The organism is Clostridium novyi NT (genome assembly GCF_000014125.1).
Classification (GTDB): Bacteria; Bacillota; Clostridia; order Clostridiales; family Clostridiaceae; genus Clostridium_H; species Clostridium_H novyi.
The window spans coordinates 359,642-383,831 of record NC_008593.1 but is presented as its reverse complement, the minus strand read 5'-3'; the positions used below and the strand labels follow the sequence as shown (position 1 = coordinate 383,831).

The window sequence follows — 24,190 nt, the reverse complement described above, 5'->3', positions numbered from 1 at the left end:
AATTACTTAGTTAGCATTTTGTATATCCTTAATAGAAAGTGGAATTTCATTTAAAATATCAGTTGCGTTTACTGAATACTTATTTAAGGATAATTTATCCCCACAATATCCATGTATATACGCCCCAACATAAGCTGCCTCAAAGGCATCTAATCCTTGTGATATTAATGATGCTATAATTCCAGTTAAACAATCTCCCATTCCCCCTGATGCCATAGAACTATTACCTGTCGTATTTATAATTGCTGTAACTCCATCGGTAATTACTGTATTATACCCTTTTAATAACAGTATAATGTTATATTCCTTAGCAAACTGTTTTGCAATATCTATTCTATTTTTTCTTATAGCTTCTATTGGCATTCCTGTTATTCTAGACATTTCTCCTAAGTGTGGAGTTAAAATTATTTTATTATTTTTCTCTTTTAAAATATCAAGATTATCTTTTAAAACATTTATACCATCAGCATCAATTACAATAGGACAAGTAGTATACCTTATTGTATCGCTTACTATTTTATTTGTTCCTTCATTATTGCCCATTCCAGGTCCTATTGCTATAGCATCACTATTTTTTAATATCTCATTTAATTTATTTGTATCTTTAAATGATATTGTCATGGCTTCTACCAATTTATTGCTTAATATATTTTGTATAGATTCTGGGCAACAAAGAGTCACAAGGCCTGATCCCGTTTTTACTGCCGCTTGTGTTGATATATATGCAGCTCCCGTAAATCCTAAAGAACCAGCTACAATCGATGTTCTTCCAAAATCCCCTTTATGACAATATTTTTTTCTAATTGGTATTAACTTTTTCACGTCTACTTCATCAATTAAATAATCACTTATAAGAAATTTTTTTGAAACTTCACTAGGAATACCTATATTTTCAATAATAATTTCTCCAGTATATTCAAAAGATTTATAATTCAAAAATCCCTTTTTATAAAATTGAAAAGATATAGTTTTATCTGCTTTAACACAACACCCCATAACTTCTCCAGTATCAGAATTTAACCCTGATGGAGTGTCTACAGCTATTGTAGTTGCTTTAGATTCATTAATAGCTAAAATAACTTCTTTATGTATTCCTTTAACTTCTCTTGAAAGACCTGTTCCTAGAATAGCATCAATTATTACTTCTCTTGTATTAATAGACTTCTTTAAAGTTTCCAAATGATCTATTGTTGTAATAAAGTTAACTCTTATATTGAAATTTAATAATATCTTATAATTAAGGCTACAATCTTTACTAAGATTATCTTCTGTTCCTATTACAAAAATATCTATATGTTTCCCTAGTACACTTAAATGTCTTGCAATAGCTAGTCCATCCCCCCCATTATTTCCATTTCCACATATAATAGAGTAACTATCATTATTATCTAGATCTATGTTTTTAATTACCTTTAATGCTGCATTTTCCATTAAAACCATACTTGGTATGCCTATACTCTCGATAGAAAATCTATCTATGTCCCTCATCTTTTGAGCTGTTACAATTTCCATTGTTATCAACCTCCAAAATTGCGTAGGCTATAGCATTTTCTCTACCATGAGATATACTTAAATGTAGTTTATAATCACCAAATTTATTTGCTGTTTCCTTAGCCCCTCCACTTAAATGAACTAAAGGTTTTCCAAGTTCATCTTTATCTATTTCTATATCTCTAAATCCAAATTTTCTAAATCCAGTTCCCAATGCTTTAGCCACAGATTCTTTAGCAGCAAATTTCCCAGCAATAAACTCTGGTCTCATTTTTCTGCTTATAAAATATTCTATTTCCTTTTTGGTAAATAATTTATTTATAAAATTCGGGGTACGCTCAATTGATTTGTTTATTCTGTCAATTTCAACTATATCCGTACCTATACCAATAATCAAATTTTTATCACCTCCAAGTCATAATAATAATTTTACACCTAAAGTGCACTTTAATAAATGATAAAAGCATTTAAAATTAAGCTTTTATATATTAAAAAAGAAGGTCTCTTTGAGAGATCTCCTTTTTTAACATGAGCATATGTTTTTGATTACTTCATCGTAATCTGTTATATAATCATCTATGTACTCACCTAATATATCAATTAGGTGTAATGGTGACACCGTATTGCTATATAGCATTTTGGCTAGACTACATACCTTACTTTTACACGGACTTATGTTTTTTACAAAATCTCTTTCTATATTAATAAGTATACCGTTTACAATGTCTCGTCTTTCTATTTCTATACCATAAGATTGTATCTCAGCCTTATATATCTCTGGAAAAGCAACTTTGTTTTTTATTACTCTATAAGAATAATCGCATCTCATATCATCTATATATTCGCTTCTAGTTAAATTCTCTACAATTAACATTGTCCTTCTCCCCCTGCACTCTTCTTTACTTATATACTATCACTTTTTTTTCAAAAAACATGTCATTTCATAATAGTAATTTATATATTTTTATCTCTAAGTTATGACATTAATTACGGTTATAATTTAAATATACCCTTTCATATCCTTTTTTTATAGGCAAAAATAAATCTGTATAAAATTTTTTGTCGAATTTGATACATTTTCCATTTAATATATTATTATTTATACATAGAGAGTACAAATATTTAAATAATATTCGTACTCTCTATTTAATTTATAAATTTATATATATAAATTTAATTAATCTTATACATCCAATTTAACTTTTTCTTTTCTCGCTACCTTTAAAAATATTAATAATGCTATAACAGCTGCTACCATTCCAACTGGAAGTCCTATTACCATTGATAATTTAAATCCTTCTGGAGCTACTAGTATATAAGTTGTGCATACTGCTGTCATAAATACTGCTGGCACTGTAGCAATCCAATGATTTCTTCCTTTTTTCAATAGATACATAGCACCTGTCCAAAGAACTATTGTTGCTAAAGTTTGATTTGACCATCCAAAATATCTCCAAATTTGAGTAAAGTCTATAAATGTTAATGCAAACCCTATTGCAAATAAAGGTATACTTATTACAAGTCTTTTCTTTATACTAGTTTGATCATAATTAATTGAATCGGCTATTGTAAGTCTAGCACTTCTAAATGCCGTATCTCCTGATGTTATAGGACATGCAACAACTCCTAATATTGCAAGTGCACCTCCAACCTTTCCAAGTAAACCATTACACACTTTATTTACTACTATACCTGCATTACCCTTATTGAGTGTCATAAATGCATTTAGTTCTGGAACTCCGCCAAAGAAACTCATTGCAGCTGCTGCCCAAACTAAAGCAACTATACCTTCTGCTATCATAGCACCCAAGAAAATTCTTCTTCCTTGACTTTCTTTAGTTATACATCTAGCCATTAATGGAGATTGAGTTGAGTGAAATCCTGAAATTGCTCCACATGCAATTGTTATAAATAACATTGGGAATAATGGATGTTTAACTGGTTCTGAATGCATATTAACTAAATTCCCAGCAACTTCTGGTATTGGTGCTCCATTTATTATAAGTGCTCCACCAACTCCAATAGCCATAATCAATAAGCATATCCCAAATATAGGGTAAATTTTTCCTATTAATTTATCTATTGGCACTAATGTTGCTAATAAATAATAAGCGAAAATTATATATAAAAACTTTTGTTTACTAATTGAAGCTATTAATCCATGTAAAAGTCCTGCAGGTCCACTTACAAATACAACACCTGTTAAAACAAGTAATATAACTGAAAATACAACCATAAACTTTTTAAATCCATTTCCAAGATATTTACCAACCACTTCTGGAACACTAGCTCCATCATGTCTTACTGATAACATTCCTGATAAATAGTCGTGAACTGCTCCTGCAAATATACATCCAAATACAATCCACAAAAATGCTGCTGGTCCCCACATAGCTCCTGCTATAGCTCCAAATATAGGTCCAAGTCCTGCTATGTTTAAAAATTGTATCAAGAAAATTTTCCACTCAGGCATTGGCACAAAGTCAACACCGTCTTCTAGTCTGGTAGCTGGAGTTTCGATATCGTCATTTGCTCCAAAACACCTTTCAACAATCTTACCATACACCACATAACCAACTACTAAAGCTATTATTGATAATATGAATGATACCATAAACTCTACCCCCTTATTTTTTTATTCCTTTTCTTACTTATATTATATAAACTTTAACATTAATTGTAATTTAATCTTCACGGAATAACATAATAAGGGAATGAGTTGCCTTTATATATTCATCAACTGCTTAAAATCATTCATTTTATTTCTACTTACAGGTATTTCTTCATCTAACCCTTTCAATTTAATAATATAGGTATTATTAAACCAAGGAATTATTTCTGTTATTTTATCTAAATTAACAATATATGATCTATGAGTCCTAAAAAACACTTTCTTAGGTAATTTTTTATAAAAATCAGATATACTACAATTCTCTATATAATCATCAATAGCTGTATATACTATGGTCTTCTTTTCATCGGCTCTACAATAACATATATCAGAAATACCCAATACCTTTAATTTTTCATCTTTTCTAAGAGCTATTTTATTTTTAATGCAATTATCATTTTTTTGACTCTCTAAATTTTCTAGTCTTTTTAATGTACTTATTATTCTTTCCTCTGAATAAGGTTTTAAAATATAATCAAATGCCTCTGTTTCAAAAGCTTCTATTGCATGTTCTTTATATGCTGTAATAAATACAACTATTATCTTATTATCCATTTCATTAATTATATGAGCTAAAGACATACCATCTAATTTAGGCATACTAATATCTAAGAATACAACATCTGGTTTATTTTGCTGAATATATTCTAAGGCCTCTATTGAATCATCAAATTCTTCATCTATATCTATATTACTAGCTTGTTTTATAAAAAATTTTAATTCTTCCCTTGATGGATATTCATCATCTACAACTATACAATTCACAAAATCACTCCTACCTTTTTATAATGAATGAAGCTCTTGTACCTTCTTCTAATCTTTCAATTTTAAGTCCCTCACCATAAAGAAGCTTTAATCTGTTATTTACGTTTGATATTCCTATTTTATTTTCTTTCATAGTACCATTATATACCTTCTCAATAATATCCTTCTCAATTCCCACTCCATTGTCTTCTACCGCTACTTCAAAAGCATAATCATTTATATATTTTATATCTATTTTTACAATTCCCTTTCTTCCTGATTTAAGGATTCCGTGTTTTATTGAGTTTTCAACTATAGGTTGTATTATCAAACTAGGCATTTTTATATCTATATTATCTTGTATATTGTAAATCACCTGTAATTTTTCTCCAAATCGTGCTTTTTCTATAGCTACATAGGCCTTAACTTGTTCTAGCTCACTATAAACATCTACAAGTTCATCACCTATTTCTAAATTATATCTTAAAAATACAGATAAATTTATTATTAATTCTCTAGCTTTAGCGGGATTAATTCTAACAAATGAAGCAATTGTATTTAATGAATTGAATAAAAAATGTGGATTAATTTGTGTTTGTAGAGCTTTAATTTCTGCTTTAGTTGCCATTTTTTTTAGCTTTCCTATTTTGCTTATTTCAAGCTGAGTTGAGATTATTTGAGAAAGTCCTATGGCTAAGTTTTTGTTTTTGAATGAGATGGAATTATTCTTTCCGTAGTATATTTTTAAAGTTCCAATAATATTGTTTCTTTCTTTTAAAGGCAATATTATGCCTGATTTTAATGGACAAAATGGATATGCACAATTTATTTCACTAGCATTAGTTAATATTAAAATTTTTCCTTCTTTTATTACTCTTTCAGTGGCTTGTGTTAATATTTCAGCTCCTTTTATGTGATGTTCTTCTCCAAGTCCAACATGAGCAAGAACATGTTTTTTATCTGTAATTGCAACTGCATCTGCTTTAATAGATTTTTTTATAATTTTACAAATCTTTTCAAATGACCTACTATCCATATCTCTAAAATACGGCAATGTCTTGTTTGCTATATCTAGTGCTAACTTTGCTTGTTTTGCAGCAACTTCTTCTTTTTGTTCATATATATTTTCTATTAATAAAATAAGCAGAGATATTCCAATAGCATTTGCAAATCCCATGGGAATATATATATTTTTTACTATGTGGACTGCCAAATCAAAAGGCTTTGAGAATATAAGTATTAAAATCATTTCTAAGGTTTCTACTACTATTCCCCCAATAAATCCGTATATCCATCTATTTGTTTGATTTGCATATTTGTGAAGTATCCCACCTATAAATCCACTAGCAACTGTTGTAATAGCACATGGTATAGCAGTTACCCCTCCACTATCTATTAGAAGCCTATGTGTACCTGATATAATTGAAGATGCAATGCCAATTATAGGACCACAAAAAATACCACCGGCCATAACTCCCACAATTCTTGTATTGGCTATGGCCCCATGGATTTCTGTTCCTATGTATGTTCCTAAAATTCCAAGACCACCAAAAAGAATAGATAATATAACTAAATCCTTTTTACTGAACTCTTCCTTTATAATGATATTCTTTAAACTTTCACATTGGGATAACACAAATGCTATTAAAATAAAGTATCCTATATTATTTATAAGACTTTTTATTAATTCCATAAGATATTATCACTCCTATCTTAAGCTCCAAACATTTTTGAACATAATGCTGGGAAAGCAACCATTCCTCCTGTTATTATAAGTGCTGATGTTAATGCACCTATAGCTGCACATAATAATGATTTTTTAAAATCTAATTTTAAAAACGCCGCTACTACACTACCTGTCCAAACCCCTGTTGTTGGAAGTGGTATTGCTATAAATGTAATTAGTCCTATTTCTTTATACTTTTCTAGCTTAGCCGAGTTTTTATCTATCTTTCGTTCTATTAAGTTATTTATCTTTTCAAAAGCTTTATATTTTTTCATCCATGTAAAAATTTTATTAAATAAAAGCAATATAAAAGGTACTGGAAGCATGCTACCAAAAAAGCTCACCCAAAATACTGTCATAGGATTTAATCCAGCTATTATTCCCATTGGTATAGCACCTCTCTGTTCTACTATTGGAACTGCTGATAATAAAAATATTTGTAATAACTTACTCATTTGTATTCTCCTTTTTTGAGTATATTTTAAATGTCTGTATTTTATACTATCAATAATATTATAAATAATTGGTTACATAAATTCTACACTTTTAAATTTTATATATTTATAAATCATAAAATATAATGACAAATGAATATTTTATTTTATAATTAAATTATAAATAATTCATTTATAAGGAGAATTTATCTATGAATAACTATAGTGTGTTTGATATAGTAGGTCCAATAATGGTCGGCCCTTCCAGTTCCCATACTGCTGGTGCTGCAAGACTGGCAAAGCTAGCTAGTCTTATTTGCGGTAAAAATATAGTAAAAGTTGAGTTTATGCTTCATGGTTCATTCGCTAAAACTTACAAAGGACACGGCACTGACAAAGCATTAGTTGCTGGAATACTTAAAATGGATCCCTGGGATGAAAATTTAAGAAATTCATTTGAAATAGCTAAAGAAAAAAATATTGAAATTATATTTACAGAATGTGATCTTGGAGATGTGCATCCTAATACTGTAAAATTCATCATGACTCGTAAAGATGGCACTACTTCTGAAGTAACGGGTTCTTCTATTGGTGGAGGAAATATATTAATCTTTGATATTGAGGGACAAGATGTGGAATTTAGAGGAGATTATCCAACTTTAATAACTACTCATAAAGATACTCCTGGAGTAATTTCAAAAATCACAACTATGCTATACACTGAAAATATCAATATAGGCTCTATGAAAGTTTATAGAGGTGGAAAAGGTGTAAATGCAACTATGGCCCTTGAGACTGATAATATAATCCCTGAAGATATAATAGATAAAATAAAAGGAATTACTGAAATACAAAAAATCAGAGTTATAAATCCAATAATAGAAGGCGAGGCATAGGCTTATGTTTGTTAACAGTGGAAAAGACCTCATAGAGATTTGCAATAAAGAAAATTGTAGTATATGGGAGTATACCCTAAAATGCGAAGCAGAAAACAGTGGTTTATCAGAAGAACAAGTATTTGAAAAAATGAAAAAAAATCTTGATGTAATGAAAGAATCTACAAGCTTTGCACTTAAGAACGAAATTAAATCAGTAAGTGGATTAATCGGTGGAGATGCTCTAAAATTAAATATATACGTTGAAAGTAATAATACTTTAACAGGAAACTTCATAGTAAAAGCTATGGCACGCGCTATTTCCTGTTCTGAAGTAAATGCTGCCATGGGAAGAATAGTTGCATGCCCAACAGCTGGTTCTTGCGGTATACTTCCAGCTGTAGTAATATCTGCTGGAGAAAAATTAAATAAATCTGATGATGATTTAGTAAAAGCTCTTCTTACAGCTTCTGGAATAGGCATAATTATAGCTAAAAATGCAACAATTTCTGGAGCTGAAGGCGGTTGTCAAGCTGAGTGTGGTTCTGCCGCTGCAATGGCTTCTGGTGCAGTTGTTGAAATGATGGGGGGTTCCCCTTCCCAAGCACTTCATGCTAGTGCAATAGTTATAAAAAATATTTTAGGACTTGTTTGTGATCCTGTTGCTGGTCTTGTTGAAGTTCCATGTGCAAAACGTAATGCATCTGGTACTGTTGCAGCTCTTACAACTGCTGATATTGCAATGGCTGGTGTAGAAAGTATAATTCCTTTTGACGAAGTAGTTCTTGCAATGTATAAAGTAGGTAAACAACTTCCTTGTGAATTACGCGAAACAGCACAAGGTGGTCTGGCTATCACACCTACTGGACTTAAACTAAAAGAAAAAGTGTTTGGAAAAAATTAGTTGAAGCTTAATTCTATAATATTAAAATAATTAAGTTAGGTATGTGCAAAAGCACATACCTAACTTAATTTCTAACAATCAATTTCCATAATAATAACTTTGTTTAAAGCAGAATTATTTCCACTATCTTTTAAATCATCACTAATAAAAAGTACATATTGATTATCATAATCAAATTGTTGATTTTTATTTATTTCAATTGTCTTTCCTTCATTGGTTAATTTAATATCTATGTCCACCTTATGACCTGTATTTTTATTAAATATAATAACTTTTGATTTTAAATCATCTGCACTTACTTTCTTATTAAAATTAATTTTAAAATTATGATTTAATTCTGTTTTATGGTTTTTATTAGGATTGCCCCAAAATTGAATTTTTTCTTTTTTAGAAGCCTTTGCTATAATTTGCTTTGCATCTAAAACCTCTTTTGATTCTGTACCATTAATTTTTAATACAGAATTTATAAATTCATTTTTTTCATATATACTTTCGTCCTTTTTTATATACTTTTTTCTATCTGGTAATTTTATATCTTTTTCAATAATTATTTTTTTTATTTTGTCAATTAAGTTTTCCTTCTTACCATCTTCTTTTAATGTTTCTGAACCATCTTCTGCTAATTTCTCAATTGTTTCAATCACTTCAGATATCTTATCTTCTTTTAACTTTTTTATATCAGATATAATTTGTGACTTTTTATCTTCCTCTAATTTCTTTAAATCTTCTACTAAACTTTTTTTCTTTTCTTCTTCTAAACTTTTTAACTCTTCTATTAATCTTGCTTTACTTTCATCTTGTAATTTTTTAATTTCTTTTAATGGCTTTAATATTTTAGCTTCTTCTAATTTCTTTTTTCTTTCCTCTAATTTCTTTTTAGCTTCATCTAGTTTATTTTTTTCTATAATATCCTTTGACTTTTCTTCATCCTTTTTAAGAACTGCATCTTTATTAGATTTACTTCTTCCTATTTCTTTAAGTATAGCTTCATTTGTAACTACATCTGAATAAACAGTATTGCATTTAGGAAATTTTTCTGGATTATTGTACGTGTGATCCTTTTGCATTTCCTTATCACTAAGATTAAAATAGTCATATCTTTTATAGTTAGTGTTAGGTGGGTTCATTATTGGATCATCCCAAGTTAAATCTATTTGATACCAATTATCATTAATTTTTATTAAATTCCACGCATGTGGTTGAGGTTTTTGATTAGCCGATTTTGAAAAAGCATTTCCTGTCATTATTCTAGCTTCAAGTCCAGCTTCAGTTGCCATTTTATAAAATAAAAGTGCATATCCTTGACATACAGTTTCATGTGGTTCTCCTGCTTTATCTGTAAATAAAGCTGAATAAGCTGTATGAGCCTCATTACCATCTCTCATTCCATTTATATCATATTGGACATGAGTAACTATGTAGTCATGTATTGCTTTTACTTTTTCATCTTCTGACATATTAGGCTTTATTATATCTTTGATAATTCTTTTTACTTCAATTTTAACTTTTTCTGTTTCTTCAACTGTTTCAAAATAATCGAACTTAAAAGCAGTTTCTTTTCCACTTACACCAAAACCATATCTATTCATTTCATTTATATAATAATCATTTTTTGATTTATAACCAGCTTCAGTTAGTAATTGTCCTAAATATTTTTCATCAGTTTTACGAAATTCTTCTACAAAACTTTGTTCAAGATTAAGTTTTACATCTGTAGCTCCATTAGCTAATGCTTTTCCTAATTCATCTGTTAACTGATTATAGTTTTTTACTTCTATGTTACTACTGTATACTTGGTTTCTGTTTTCTGCATAAACAGCTATATTCCCATAACTTGATACAACAGCTGTCATTATAATTGCCAACATTATCTTTTTTGTTTTTATCATTCCATTTTCTCCTTCATTTCACAAGTATTTAATAATATTATAATATTTATTCGTGTTTTTTCTACATTAATATCCATTTTTTTATCTATATAAATAAAAAAATCCTATAAAATAGTTTTTATAAACTATTTCATAGGACAAATCTTTTATTTTTTATTTACTATTCATCAACAGTTTTTACTACCGCACAATTTGCAGTTCTAGGTATTCCAAATACTATACATAAAATTGCACATATACCCATTAGGTATGGATAATATAAATATTTCATAATATCAAAAGGAGATATTACAGCTCCTGCAACTCCTACTGCTGTTAATATTTGAGCTCCATAAGGTATAGTCCCTTGAAAGAAACAAGAAAAAGTATCTAATATACTTGCAGATCTTCTAGGATCAATTCCATACTTATCCGCAATATCTTTTGCTATAGGACCTGCCATAACTATGGCTATAGTATTATTTGCTGTACAAATATCAACTACGCTAACAAGTGCCGCTATACCAAATTCTCCACCTTTTCTACTTTTAATTCTTTTAGTAATTAAATTCAATAAGAATACTATTCCACCATTATGTTTAATAACCTCAACCATACCTCCGATTAATAATGAGATTATTATAAGTTCAGACATTCCACCAATTCCACTTTCAATTGCCTTCATAAAACCCCAAATGTCAAATGAATGAGTTGCAATTCCAACTACTCCTGCAAATATAGTTCCTCCTACTAATACAAGCATTACATTCATTCCACATAAAGCTGAAACAAGAACTACTAAATACGGAAGTACCTTTACAATACTGTACTCATATCCACCAGTAAGTACAGTTGTTTTTCCCATACTTATTACAGCAAAAATTACTGCTGTTATTATAGCTGCTGGTATTACAATTGAAATATTCATTTTAAACTTGTCTTTCATTTCACAACCCTGTGTTCTAGTGGCAGCTATAGTAGTATCAGAAATCATAGATAAATTGTCTCCAAACATAGCTCCACTTATTACTGCCCCAAGTGCAAGTCCAATTGGTAATCCTGTCTTTTGAGCAATTCCTAAAGCCATAGGTGCAAGTGCTGCTATAGTTCCAACAGATGTACCTATTGATAATGATATAAAACAACAAATAATAAAAACTCCTGCAAGAAGTATATTTCCCGGTAAAATTGTAAGTCCTAAGTTAACAGTAGATGATACTGCCCCCATTTCTTTTGCAACTTGTGCAAATGCACCAGCAAGTATGAATATTATACACATTAATATAATATTAGAATTTCCTGCACCTTTGCAAAACACCTCAATTTTTTTATTTATCTTTTCTTTTCGATTTATAGCTATAGCTACAAATGACGCAACCAAAAAGGATACACTAACGGGCATCTTATAAAAATCTTTTGTCACTATAGATGGAACTAAGTACATAACTAAGAACACTCCTAGTGGCAGTAACGCCCACCCGTTCCCCTTTTTCGCATTGTTATTATTTTCTTTCATAATTTAAATATTTCCCCCTATATTTTGGTTTACTTCGACTATATATGGTATATATTTCTACATTTCATAGCATTCTAAAGTTCTTATGCTAAATATATAATACATTATTTTTTTTAGTAAATCTACTTTAACTATATTCCAATGTTACCTTACTTCCCCCTTCACCAGGTTTTGCAGGAGAAACTATTAGCTTTACAGGTACTCTATTTTTTAATTCTTCAACGTGACTTATAATTCCAACAGACAGTCTAGAACTGTGAAGTTTTTCAAGAGAGCTCATAACAATGTCTAATAAATCTGTATCTAGTGTACCAAATCCTTCATCTAAGAAGAAAAATTCAAGTGGCGCACTTCCCTTTAGCTGAACTTGAGATGATAGTGATAGTGCTAATGATAATGATGTTAGGAAGGTCTCTCCCCCTGATAATGTACTTGCATCTCTTATCTGTCCACCATTAAAGTCATCTCTAATTGCAAAGTTTCCTTCTGAATCTATTTCAAGTGCATATCTATCTCTTGTTATATCTTTAAGTCTTTTAGATGCTTCTCTTGCTATATATTTTAATTGATTCATGGCAACAAACTCTACAAATTTATTTCCTTCTACCAGTTTCATTAAATCACGTATAAGACTTAATTTATGATCTAATTGTTTTTCTCTTTTTCTTAGCTCCATTAAATTCTTTAAATCTTCTTTGAAGTCATCAATGATTTTTTGAAGTGTAGCTATTTTCTTTATATTATCAGATATATGTTTATCTATTTCTGATTTATAACTAGTTAACTCTTCCCACGCTTCTTTTTCTATTCGATTTCCTTGTAACTTCTCTTCGATTCTTTTTATATTACTTTTTACCTCTTTAACCTCATCATCAAAAATGTTTATTTCATTTTCCATACTTAATAATGTAACTTCATCTAATAAATATTTTTTTACTTCTAAAACATCATTAAACTCATTATCTTTTAAGGACATTTCTAATTTTGATTGTTGCTGTTTTAAAGTTTCATCAAAAATATTTGCTGCTTTTTCTAAAGTTAATTTTTCATTAGAAATTTTCTCTTTAAGTTCTTTTTCTTCATCTAATTGTTTTTTTAATTTAGTATTTCTATCTGATATTTCTTTAATTTCTTTTTTTATTTTAGGTAAATATTCTTTTGGGTTTTTATCACCACAAAGCCTTTTTATATCTTCCTTATTTTCTTTTATGACATTACTTTTTTCTATGCCACTTTGTTGTATCTGACTTAAAACTTCTATTAACTTTTTATCTTCATCAGCTAAAGTTTGTTTGTTAACATCATAATTTTCTACTATACTTCTTAATTCTTTTTCTTTATTTTTTAGCCTTTCTGATTCCTTTTCAATCTTTAATACTTCTTTTGCCTTTAATGAAATTTCCTCTGCACAGAAATATTCCTTTAATGATTCATATTCATTAGATAAACCATGAAAGTTTTTATTTTCTTTTTCTAATTCCCCTTTTAATTCTTTAATCAATAAGATTTCGTTTTTTACATTTTCACTTAACTTAGATTCAGCTAAATCTATTTTTGATTTTTTCTCTCTTTCAATTTGCAAAGTTGATTCTATATCATTTTTTTCACTATTATATTTATCTATTTTTTCTTTTAACTCTTTAAATTTAGCTTCTTTACTTTCTTTTTCTTTATTTAATTCTGTTATATCAACATTCTCTAAACTTTCTAATACTGATTTTAATTCTTCTCTACTATGCTCTTCTTCCTTTGATATACCAGCAACTTCAATAGATAACTGAGTCATTTTATTATTTAAATCCTCAATTATTTGTTGAAGTTTTTTTCTATTTTCCTCGTGTTTTAGAATTTCATTATTATCTATTTTTTTAGCAATATCAGTGTGATGAATAGAACCACAAACTGGACATGGACTTCCTTCCACTAATTCACTGGCAAGTAAACTTGCTAAATTATTTTTCTTTATATTTTCTGTTTTGTTATCTAGCTCTTGTAATTCTTTTTTGTTCTTGTCTAAATCATTTTTTACTTCTTCTAACTTAGTAGTAAGAGGATTTTTTCTGTCATTAATGTCTTTTATAATTTTTTCTAGGTCACTTTTTCTATTGATTTCATTTATTACTTCTTCAACTTTTTTAGCTATAACATTTAATTCTTGGGATTTTTCAAGTAATAATGAATTATCCCCTGGATTATTTTCTTTAAGAATCTTATTTTTTTCTTCTAATTGTTTCACTAAATTATCTTGTGAATTTTTACTACTTAAAACGCCGTTGTATTCTTTTGATACTTCCTTTAAATTTTTCTCTTTTTCTTGAAGTTTATTATTTAATTCTTTTTTATTGTTCAATGATTTTTTATAGTCATTTTCTATCTGTAATGCATATTGTAGTTTTTCTCTGTATTCTGGATCTATTTTTATCTCATTTAATCTTTCTTCAATATCCTTTATTTCAATAGCTAATTTTTTCTTATTATCATCTATCTCTTTTAGTTGTTTAACTATTTTATCTCTCTTACTTTTTATAGATTTATACTCATTTCTTAAAGAGTTAACTTCCATTTCTAGTTTTTCTGTTTTATTTATAGTGTCTATAGCTAATAAAAAATCACGCTCCATATTTCTAAGTTCTGGAATCCTTTCATCCTTTTCTTTCTCAGAAACAATATAATTTTCTTCTGTGACTTTTACTTTTTCGGATATACCCTCTAAATTATCTATAGCTTCTTTTAATTTTTCTCTATTATCTTTTATATTTTTATTAGTGGCTTCTACTTCATCCATAAATGGTTTTATCTTTATTGCGTTTTGCCCTCTTTTTAAGCTTTCTCTCTTTAAATTTATGTCTTCTAATTTTTCTTGTAATTTTAATTTTTTATCTATAAAAGCATCTAACTCTTTTTGAAGCGTCCAAACTTCTTTGTACATTTCATATTTTTCATCTATTTGTTTCTTTTCATTTTTTAATCTTTCTTCATTTTGTAATTCTAACTGAAGTTCTTGTTGTTTTGCTTTATAATCTTCTTCAGTTAAATTTTCATATTTTTTAAGTTCTCCTTGTAAAACATCTCTTTCTTTTAAATTAGTATTTCTAACTTTTTTAATCTTTTCCACTAGAGATTGACCATACTTTTCAAGGGCAAAAATTCTCTCTAGCATATTTCTTTTTTCTCTTCCACCTAATTTTAAGAACTCACTAAATTTTCCCTGTGGCAACACAACAGATCTTGTGAAATCATCTACTGTAAGCCCAATTATTTTATGTATTTGATTTTGAAGTTCAGTAGGTCCTTCAGCTATGATTTTAGATTTATCACCGTTCTTCTCTATTAAACGAGCATATTTAGTATTGTATCTATCATTTTTATTTATCTTTATATTTCTTTCAGCTAAATAAACTTTTCTATCCTTTGCTCCCCCAATTTCAAATTCATAACTTACAATTAAATCTTTAGTTGTTGTATTTATAAACCCTTTATTTGTTCTTGTTATTTTTCCGTATAATGCAATAGTTATGGCATCTAATATAGTAGATTTACCACTTCCTGTAGGACCAAATATACCAAATAAGCCCTTTTCAGTTAATCTATTAAAATTTATTACTTGTTCTCTCTCAAAACTATTAAGTCCACTTATTTTAAGAACTCTAGGCTTCATTTTCTTCATCCTCCTCTTGCACTATACTTAAAAATAAATCCATAATCTCATCACTTGGTTCTGCGGCTCTCTCCTTAGTATAAAAATCTTTAAATAGTTCTTTCATACTTTTTTCTTTAATATCATAAAATTCATCTTCATAATCATCCTCTCCAATGATTATAGGTCTTATTTCTAATATGTCTTTTTTCAAAGTTTTCATTTCTTTGATTTCTTCTTGTGATATAAATCTATCTGTCTTTATTTCTAAATAAACCCAAACTTCTCTATTACTATTTTCTTCACATTTTTTTATGGCGTTTTCTATTCCATCACATTTCCATACTTCAATAGGCTTATAATTTCTAAAGGGTACACTTTTTACTTCTGGTTCTTTTCCTGCTTCAACATCAACAATGTAGCAACATTTTGTATATCCAATTTCACTTTTACTGTATTGAAGTGGAGAACCTGCATATATACATCTACTTTTTGACTTTACTTCCTGTGGTCTATGTAAATGTCCAAGTGCTATATACTGTGCCTTTTCAGGAAAAACTGATGCACTTACAGCAAGACTTCCTCCAAGTTGTATTGGTCTTTCTGAGTCCGTTTCCTCTCCCCCTAAAACAAATAAATGTGATACTAATAAATTTATAGTGTCCTCTCTATACTTCTGTGATAATATATCAAATATATGTTTTATCTTGTCCGAATAATTTTTCTGCCTTTCTTCCTCTTCTATATTTTCAAATAAAACTTCGTTTAATCTTTTTTCACTAGGGTAAGGAAGTGTTATAATAACCGCTTTTTCACCATTCATTTCAAACTCTAAATATCCTTCTCCTGAATCAATAATACTATACTCTCCACATGGACCTATCTCTGCATAACTTTTAGGTTTTCCAAGTATTATTACTCCTTGTTCATATGTAAGTGGTGTTACTGCTGATAACCTTTCTGGATTATCGTGGTTTCCAGCTATAATTAGTACCATCCTTTTTCCATTATCAGATATTTTCTTTAAAGCTTTATAAAATAATTGTTCTGCCCTAGCAGGTGGATTGCTGTTATCATATATATCTCCTGATATAATAACCAAGTCTATGCAATTTTTATCCACAATGTGGATAAAATCTTCAATAAACTGTTCCTGTTCTTCTATTCTACTAGCTCCTTCTAAATTTTTTCCTAAGTGCCAATCAGATGTATGTAAAATTTTCATGGTATCACCTTTCTTAAATTACTCTTTAAATCTCTTTTTTAAATTTTATCACTTATATTTACTTAAATACACATTGATTACTGAAGTTTATTTAAAAATAATTATAAGAAAAAGGCTATCTCTAGCCTTTTAATTGTTATAATACAGATTATTTTAAATTAAACTAAATAACATATATCCTAATGTAATTTTATGTTGTATTTACTTATTTTTCTATATATGGTAGCACGACTTATACCTAAAATTTTAGCCGCTTTTTCAACATTTCCTTCACAATATACAAGAGACTTTTCTATATTCTGTTTCTCTAATTCTCTAAGTGAATATATATTTTTATCATTTACACTATTTTCATTAGAAATATTGTTTTTGTCATTACATTTTGGTTTATTATATATATAATCTAACAAAAATTTTCTCGTTATGTTACTTTCATTACAAAGATAATATAACTTTTCAACAAAATTTCTAAGCTCTCGTATATTTCCAATCCACTTATAATTTTTTAATTCATCAATAGCATCTTCATCAATAGTTTTCTCTTTACCTAAATTAATAGCATTTAGCCTTTCCAAAAAGTGTTTCACTAATAGTGGTATGTCTTCTTTTCTTTCTTCTAAATCTAATAACTTAAGATTTATTACATTAAGTTTATAGTAAAGGTCAGCTCTAAAACTTTTATTGTTTACTTCTTCTATTAAGTTTTTATTTGTTGCTACTATAATTCTAACATCTATATTATTTTCATCTGATTGTCTTAAAGATGCCTTATTATCATCTAATATCTTTAGTAAATCTTCTTGCATATCCAACGGTAATTCTTCTATATTGTCTAAAAATAATGTTCCTCCATCTGCAAGCTGGAATTTTCCTGGATATTCTTCTTTTTCTCCGGTAAACGTTTCCTCACAGTATCCAAATAATCTTCTTTTTAATAATTCTCTAGGAACAATCGCACAATCCGCAACTATAAATGGTCCATCTGACCTTTTGCTATAATTATGTATGGCTTCAGCAAAAACTTCTTTTCCTGTCCCATTACTTCCTTGTATTAAAATACTACAATCTGTATTAGCTGCCTTTTTAGCGTACTGCACTATTTTTTTTACGTTTTGATTTTTAGTTACAATATCATCAAAAGTATAAATAGCTGTTGCATAAATAAAATTATTTATTAACTGGTTTATATAATCTATATCCTTATCTTTAGTAACTTTCAATATACAGTTCAATAATTCTTTTTTCATAATTATTTACACCTTCTTTTGAATTACAGTTGTATTTATTATCTCACAAATTTTTAAAATGTAAAATATAGGATTTCAAATTTTTAAAATTTATTTATTAATTTTATATTCCATATAAATTAAAAATCTCCTTGCATGCATTTACAAAGAGAAATTTAATAGGATTTATGGATATATATTATTTTCTGTGTTACTTTCTATGTGTTTTTTATTTGTCTATACTATAACACAACACGACAATTATGTCAATATTTTAACAATCATTTTCGATATTATAATTGATTTTTTGCTGTTATATAATAGCTTTGATTTTACAATAGTATATGTTATAATATTTTTTTAATATTATTATATTTATTAATTAATCTTATAATGAGAAATGGTGTGATGATATGGAAAGATACAATATAATAAAAGAAAAAAATCCTAGAGAAATTGTACTTTTAAAATCCAAACCTTGTTTTTGGGGAAAGTGTAGTTTCTGTGATTATATACACGACAATTCTTTAAATGAAGAAGAAATGAATAAATTAAATTTTGACATATTACAAAATATAACTGGCATATATAAAACTTTAGAAGTAATAAATTCAGCTAGTTGTTTTGACCTTCCACAAAAAACTATAGACCAAATAAAGAAAATAACTATAGATAAAAATATAGAAAAACTTTTCTTCGAAAGCCACTGGATTTATAGACATAAACTAAAGGATTTTAGAGAATTTTTTAATAATGTACCTTTACTTTTCAAAATAGGTATTGAAACATTTGATAATGACTTTAGAAACAGTTTTTTAAATAAAAATGCTATCTTTGATGACTATAGAGATGTTCAAAAGTATTTTGATTCTGTTTGTATAATGGTAGGAATAAAAGGTCAAACAAAGGAAATGATAAGAAAAGATATAGATATTCTTTTAAATCACTTTTCATATGGTACCGTAAATATTTTTACTGAAAATTCTACTAACATTCAAAGAGATGAAGCTATAATTTCGTGGTTTAAAGATGAATATAAATTTTTAGATGATGTGAAAAAAATAGAAGTATTATATGAAAATACTGACTTTGGAGTTGGTGATTAATTTATAGTATAATTATATATAAAAATTTAACGATATGGGAGTCATTTTATGAAAAAGATAGGAATGAGAAATCTTAAAACCTCAATTGCTGTTGTACTATGTGTAATAATAATAAGAATTTTTCATATGGATTCTCCTTTTTATGCATGTATAGCCGCAGTAATTTGTATGCAAACTTGGGTATCAGATTCTTTTATAGTTGGTAAAAATAGAATGATTGGTACTTTTATAGGAGCTGTAATAGGTCTTTTATTGGCCCTTATACAACCTGGAAATATAATTTTAATTGGTATTGGAATAGTTGGAGTTATTTATATATGTAATCTTTTAGGTAAAAATAAATCAATAACCATAGGATGTATAGTATTTCTTGCTATAATGGTTAACTTAACAAATAAAACTCCTTTAATTTATAGTACCGATAGATTAATTGAAACTTTTATAGGCATCCTGGTTTCTGTACTAGTAAACTATTTTGTATTTCCTAGAGATCACTCAGAAAATCTATATAACGTTAGACAAGATGTAATGGATACTATATTAGACTTATATAAAAATAAAATTCACAAAGGTGAAAACATAGATTTATCTAGCTTAGATAATCAAATATCTAGATTTGAAAATTTACTTAATTCTTATATGTCAGAAATAACTCGTCAAAAGCTAGAATCCGTAGAAATAAGTAATTTAAAAAATCAACTTCATATATTTAAAGATGCCTATAATCATCTTTGCATGCTTAATTTTGTTACATCGGACTCATGTGTTGATAAGGAACATCCTTCTTTAGATATAGTTTATAACTATCACCTTGAAAGCTTAAATAAAATACTAGATATATTAAAAACACAATTTAATTAATAAACTTTAAATATAAAAAGCCATATTTTTTTAAACATGGCTTTTTATATTTTTATTATATTATTCTTCTACTGTAATAGCTTCTACTGGACATGATTGTCTTGCTTCTGATGCACTATCTTTTGAAGCTTCTTCAACTTCATCTACAGTTACATGTGCTTTTCCATCGTCCCCCATATCAAAAACTTCTGGACATATAGATGGACAAAGTCCACATCCTATGCATAAATCCTTATCTACATCAGCTTTCATATTTTATCTTCCTCTCCATTTATTATTTATAAATTATTTCTTTATAGTTTTTCCTTTTTTCTTAATTAATATTAATTAATTTTGATTATCACTTATGTATTTAACTTTATTAATCCTCTTTTGCATTATAAGCTTCTAATACCCTCTTAAATTCTGCTCCTGAACCTATTGATGCATATTCTACCTCTCCATTTTTTCTGTTTACAGCTCTATAAGCATTAGCTGTATCTGAACCTGGCATAGATACTATTACATATTTATCATTTTTTATTGTAATTACATCAATTAATTCTAGTTCCATGTCTTTTCCATATTCATTCTTCACCATTATGCTTTGTTGATTTTCCATAACTACACTTCCCTTCATTTTATTCTTTAGTTTTCTCTAATTTTTTAAAATTTATTATAATTAAACCTAATTTCTATAAGTATCCTAAATAATCAAATAAATTCATAATTTTTTAAATTTACTGTTTAAAAATTCAAATTATGTCAAGGATTAAAATAAACAAACATTTTGAAAGGGGTATTAAGTATTATGAAACCAGAAATAAAAAAAGCTTTAATAATAATTTCTTCATCTGTTGTATTATTTGTTTCAGTATTCTTTTTAACATTCAAATTAAATAATCTATCACCAAATGAAACTAAAAATAACTCTGTTAGTTTAAATAAAAACTCCTCAGATAAGGTTGAAAGTGATGATATAAAAGAAAGTAACAATTTAAAAGATAATGACACTAATACAATTGATATTTCTAATGAAAAACATACTGAATACATAGTTAAAGAAGGAGACACTTTATTTAGCATTGCTAGAAAGACAATGCCATGGAAAAGTCAAGAAGATGCTGTAAAGACATTACAAGTTATGAATAGTCTTAAAAATCGTGAGTTGCTTACTGTAGGTTCTCATTTAGTTATTCCAGTTAACACTATAGATGTATCTGGATGTACTAAATACATTGTTCAACAAGGAGAAAATCTATATACTATAGCTGAAAAACGTATGCCTAGTTTAAATCCTAATGATGCAGTCAAAATTATTATGCAAAAAAATAATTTATCTGATCCATCTGTATTAAGCACTGGTCTTGAAATATATATTCCTAATGAAAGTGCCGAAGCAAACTCAAACTCCGTAAAAAACGATGCTACCAAATAAATCTCATATTAATATAAAAAACAACAATACGACAGATGTCATATTGTTGTTTTTTATTTATTTTATTTACTAGTATTCCATATTTTTTTTGAATATTTATCTATAGTATTATCACTAGAGAATATTCCGGATTTAGCTATATTGATTCCACTTATCTCCATCCACTTACTTCTATCTCTATAAATAGTATCAATTCTTTCTTGAGCTTTTACATAAGAATCAAAATCTTTAAATACAAAATACTCATCATTTTGTTCCATTAAATGTTGATATATATTTTTAAATTCAGAACTTGGAACACCAAAATATCCATTTGTTATTTGATCCATTATTTTATGGATTCTTTCATCTTGATTATATATTTCTCTTGAATTATATCCACCATTTTTTTCATAATTCATAACTTCATCAGCATTCAATCCAAAAGTTATTATATTCTCGTCACCAACAGCTTCTCTTATTTCTATATTAGCTCCGTCTAATGTGGCAAGTGTAATTGCTCCATTCATCATAAATTTCATATTTCCAGTACCTGATGCTTCTTTTGAAGCTGTTGAAATTTGCTCACTTACATCCGCACAAGGAATTATTTTTTCTGCAAGTGATACTCTGTAATTTTCAAGGAATACAACTTTTATTTTATCTTGTATATCCTTATCATTATTAATTTTTTCTGCTACAGTGTTTATTAATTTTATTACTTCTTTAGCTAAATAATAGCTTGGTGAAGCTTTAGCTCCGAATATAAATGTTCTTGGCACTATATCTAATTTTGGATTTTCTTTTAGTTTATTGTATAGGTAAATTATGTGGAATAAATTTAACATTTGTCTCTTGTAGGCATGTAATCTTTTTACTTGAACGTCAAAAATTGAGTTAGGATTTATATCTATATTGTATTTTTTCTTTATTTCATTTGCAAACTTTGTTTTGTTATTTCTTTTTATATTATATAATCTTTCTTGGAATTTTTTCTTATCTACATACTTTAATAAATAAGTTAATTTTTTAGGATCTTTTATCCACTGATCTCCGATGGCTTCTGTTATGAATTTTGCAAGTTCAGGATTTGATTGTATTAGCCATCTTCTATGGGTTATTCCATTAGTCTTATTATTAAATTTGTCAGGATATAATTCGTAGAAATCAGCAAGTTCTCTTTTCTTTAATATTTCTGTATGAAGTTTTGCAACTCCATTTACAGAGTGTCCTCCAACAATAGCTAAATTGGCCATTCTTATTTTTCCTTGATTTATAATAGCCATTTTATCTATTTTGTATTGATTATCGCCGTATTTAGATTTTATTTCTTCTACAAATCTTCTATTTATTTCTTCTACTATCATATAAATTCTTGGGAGTAATTCTCTAAACATATTTATATCCCATTTTTCTAATGCTTCTGCCATTATTGTATGGTTTGTATATGATATAGTTTTTGTTGTAATATCCCATGCTTTATCCCAATCTAATTCTTCTTCATCTATGAGTATTCTCATAAGTTCGGGAACTGCAAGTGAAGGATGAGTATCGTTTATATGAATTGCTATATATTTATCTAATTCAGTAATTGGTTTATTTCTCTTTTTATAATTTCTTATTATGCTTTGTATACCAGCACTTACAAAGAAATATTGTTGTTTTAATCTTAATATTTTTCCTTCATACTGAGAGTCATCTGGATATAGCACTTGAGATATTGATTCAATTGATGATTTATATTCTACTGCTTTTGAATAATTTCCGTACTTAAAAAATGAAAAATCTAAATCTTTATCTTGTTCTACTGTTTCAGCACTCCACAATCTAAGATTGTTTACAGTATCATTTTCGTATCCCACTATTGGAGTATCATATGGCACAGCTCTGACAGCTTGATAATTTTCATGTTTAAAATTCAATCTTCCATTTAGCATTTCTGGTGTTACTTTTCCACCAAACTTAACTATTACAGATTTATTATCTTTTCTTGTTTCCCATACGTTTCCTTCTTTTAACCAGTTATCTGGTATTTCAACTTGATATCCATTTACGATTTTTTGTTCAAACAATCCATACTTGTATCTTATTCCGCAACCATGACCTGCAATTCCTAGCGATGCCATAGAATCTAGGAAACAAGCTGCAAGTCTTCCAAGTCCACCATTTCCAAGTCCAGCATCTAATTCTGCATCTTCTAATTCTTTTATATTTATACCAAGTTCAGCTAAAGCCTGTTCACTTTCTTCTACTATTCCAAGATTTAATAAGTTACTCCTTAAAAGTCTTCCTATTAAAAATTCCATAGAAAAATAATAAACTTGTTTTTCTCCTTCTCTTATATATCTCTTGTTTGTTTTCATCCAATTTTCAGCACAGTAATCCTTGATTAAACTACCAAATGCCAAATATTTATGATGTGTAGATGCTTCCTCTATATCCTCTGAAAACATAGTTATAAGTTTTTTAACAAAATCCTTCTTTATTGTTTCTTTACTTAACTTCATTTA

Annotated in this window: 20 protein-coding genes; 5 read left to right on the top strand and 15 right to left on the bottom strand. The window is 27.9% G+C overall.

Going from position 1 to position 24,190, the window contains the following annotated elements:
• Positions 1 to 6: 6 nt before the first annotated feature.
• The 7 genes from NT01CX_RS01960 to NT01CX_RS01930 all read right to left on the bottom strand — a co-directional run bounded on the left by NT01CX_RS01960 (position 7) and on the right by NT01CX_RS01930 (position 7,087).
• Positions 7 to 1,512 carry a bifunctional ADP-dependent NAD(P)H-hydrate dehydratase/NAD(P)H-hydrate epimerase gene (locus NT01CX_RS01960; RefSeq protein WP_011721353.1) on the bottom strand — a complete coding sequence of 502 codons (1,506 nt, stop codon included), beginning with the start codon at positions 1,510 to 1,512 and terminating at the stop codon, positions 7 to 9.
• The gene (gene acpS, locus NT01CX_RS01955; RefSeq protein ID WP_011721352.1) at positions 1,472 to 1,888 is read right to left on the bottom strand and encodes a holo-ACP synthase; all 417 of its coding nucleotides are present in this window, start codon (positions 1,886 to 1,888) and stop codon (positions 1,472 to 1,474) included. The genes NT01CX_RS01960 and acpS overlap by 41 nt, the downstream gene beginning before the upstream one ends.
• Positions 1,889 to 2,014: 126 nt before the next feature.
• The gene (locus tag NT01CX_RS01950) at positions 2,015 to 2,365 is read right to left on the bottom strand and encodes a DUF6514 family protein (protein WP_011721351.1); all 351 of its coding nucleotides are present in this window, start codon (positions 2,363 to 2,365) and stop codon (positions 2,015 to 2,017) included.
• A 309-nt stretch (positions 2,366 to 2,674) separates the two neighbouring features.
• Positions 2,675 to 4,105 carry a carbon starvation CstA family protein gene (locus tag NT01CX_RS01945; protein WP_011721350.1) on the bottom strand — a complete coding sequence of 477 codons (1,431 nt, stop codon included), beginning with the start codon at positions 4,103 to 4,105 and terminating at the stop codon, positions 2,675 to 2,677.
• Between the two features lie 111 nt (positions 4,106 to 4,216).
• Positions 4,217 to 4,927 carry a LytR/AlgR family response regulator transcription factor gene (locus NT01CX_RS01940; protein ID WP_011721349.1) on the bottom strand — a complete coding sequence of 237 codons (711 nt, stop codon included), beginning with the start codon at positions 4,925 to 4,927 and terminating at the stop codon, positions 4,217 to 4,219.
• Between the two features lie 10 nt (positions 4,928 to 4,937).
• Entirely contained in the window at positions 4,938 to 6,599 is a 1,662-nt protein-coding gene (locus tag NT01CX_RS01935) for a sensor histidine kinase (protein WP_011721348.1), read from the bottom strand.
• Between the two features lie 20 nt (positions 6,600 to 6,619).
• Positions 6,620 to 7,087 (bottom strand): COG2426 family protein, encoded by a 468-nt coding sequence (locus NT01CX_RS01930; protein ID WP_011721347.1) that lies wholly within the window; start codon positions 7,085 to 7,087, stop codon positions 6,620 to 6,622.
• Positions 7,088 to 7,278: 191 nt separating this feature from the next.
• On the opposite strand from NT01CX_RS01930, the gene sdaAB reads away from it, so the two are divergent.
• Positions 7,279 to 7,962 (top strand): L-serine ammonia-lyase, iron-sulfur-dependent subunit beta, encoded by a 684-nt coding sequence (sdaAB, locus tag NT01CX_RS01925; protein WP_011721346.1) that lies wholly within the window; start codon positions 7,279 to 7,281, stop codon positions 7,960 to 7,962.
• Between the two features lie 4 nt (positions 7,963 to 7,966).
• Complete coding sequence (gene sdaAA, locus NT01CX_RS01920) at positions 7,967 to 8,845, top strand: L-serine ammonia-lyase, iron-sulfur-dependent, subunit alpha (protein ID WP_011721345.1); 879 nt, start codon at positions 7,967 to 7,969, stop codon at positions 8,843 to 8,845.
• A gap of 71 nt (positions 8,846 to 8,916) precedes the next feature.
• Here sdaAA and NT01CX_RS11930 read toward each other — a convergent pair whose 3' ends face one another.
• From NT01CX_RS11930 to NT01CX_RS01895, 5 genes are all read right to left on the bottom strand, one after another.
• Positions 8,917 to 10,734: a transglutaminase domain-containing protein gene (locus NT01CX_RS11930; RefSeq protein WP_011721344.1), complete on the bottom strand. Its 1,818-nt coding sequence runs from the start codon at positions 10,732 to 10,734 to the stop codon at positions 8,917 to 8,919.
• Between the two features lie 160 nt (positions 10,735 to 10,894).
• On the bottom strand, positions 10,895 to 12,229 hold the full coding sequence (locus NT01CX_RS01910; RefSeq protein WP_011721343.1) for a Na+/H+ antiporter NhaC family protein: 1,335 nt from the start codon (positions 12,227 to 12,229) through the stop codon (positions 10,895 to 10,897).
• A 127-nt stretch (positions 12,230 to 12,356) separates the two neighbouring features.
• A complete protein-coding gene (locus NT01CX_RS01905; protein WP_011721342.1) occupies positions 12,357 to 15,887 on the bottom strand; it encodes an AAA family ATPase in 3,531 nt (1,176 codons plus the stop codon).
• Positions 15,877 to 17,091, bottom strand: coding sequence for an exonuclease SbcCD subunit D (locus NT01CX_RS01900; protein ID WP_011721341.1), 1,215 nt, complete (start codon positions 17,089 to 17,091; stop codon positions 15,877 to 15,879). The genes NT01CX_RS01905 and NT01CX_RS01900 overlap by 11 nt, the downstream gene beginning before the upstream one ends.
• A gap of 179 nt (positions 17,092 to 17,270) precedes the next feature.
• Entirely contained in the window at positions 17,271 to 18,338 is a 1,068-nt protein-coding gene (locus tag NT01CX_RS01895) for a sigma 54-interacting transcriptional regulator (RefSeq protein WP_011721340.1), read from the bottom strand.
• Between the two features lie 392 nt (positions 18,339 to 18,730).
• On the opposite strand from NT01CX_RS01895, the gene NT01CX_RS01890 reads away from it, so the two are divergent.
• Entirely contained in the window at positions 18,731 to 19,423 is a 693-nt protein-coding gene (locus tag NT01CX_RS01890) for a radical SAM protein (RefSeq protein WP_011721339.1), read from the top strand.
• 48 nt (positions 19,424 to 19,471) lie between these two features.
• A complete protein-coding gene (locus tag NT01CX_RS01885) occupies positions 19,472 to 20,284 on the top strand; it encodes an FUSC family protein (RefSeq protein ID WP_011721338.1) in 813 nt (270 codons plus the stop codon).
• 60 nt (positions 20,285 to 20,344) lie between these two features.
• Here NT01CX_RS01885 and NT01CX_RS01880 read toward each other — a convergent pair whose 3' ends face one another.
• Both NT01CX_RS01880 and NT01CX_RS01875 read right to left on the bottom strand, forming a co-directional pair.
• A complete protein-coding gene (locus NT01CX_RS01880; protein ID WP_011721337.1) occupies positions 20,345 to 20,536 on the bottom strand; it encodes a ferredoxin in 192 nt (63 codons plus the stop codon).
• Positions 20,537 to 20,645: 109 nt separating this feature from the next.
• Positions 20,646 to 20,903: a DUF1292 domain-containing protein gene (locus NT01CX_RS01875; RefSeq protein WP_052294505.1), complete on the bottom strand. Its 258-nt coding sequence runs from the start codon at positions 20,901 to 20,903 to the stop codon at positions 20,646 to 20,648.
• 171 nt (positions 20,904 to 21,074) lie between these two features.
• Here NT01CX_RS01875 and NT01CX_RS01870 point away from each other — a divergent pair, with 171 nt between their 5' ends.
• On the top strand, positions 21,075 to 21,701 hold the full coding sequence (locus NT01CX_RS01870) for a LysM peptidoglycan-binding domain-containing protein (RefSeq protein ID WP_011721335.1): 627 nt from the start codon (positions 21,075 to 21,077) through the stop codon (positions 21,699 to 21,701).
• Between the two features lie 62 nt (positions 21,702 to 21,763).
• On the opposite strand, the gene NT01CX_RS01865 is transcribed toward NT01CX_RS01870, so the two are convergent.
• The gene (locus NT01CX_RS01865; protein ID WP_011721334.1) at positions 21,764 to 24,187 is read right to left on the bottom strand and encodes a glycogen/starch/alpha-glucan phosphorylase; all 2,424 of its coding nucleotides are present in this window, start codon (positions 24,185 to 24,187) and stop codon (positions 21,764 to 21,766) included.
• Positions 24,188 to 24,190 lie beyond the last annotated feature (3 nt).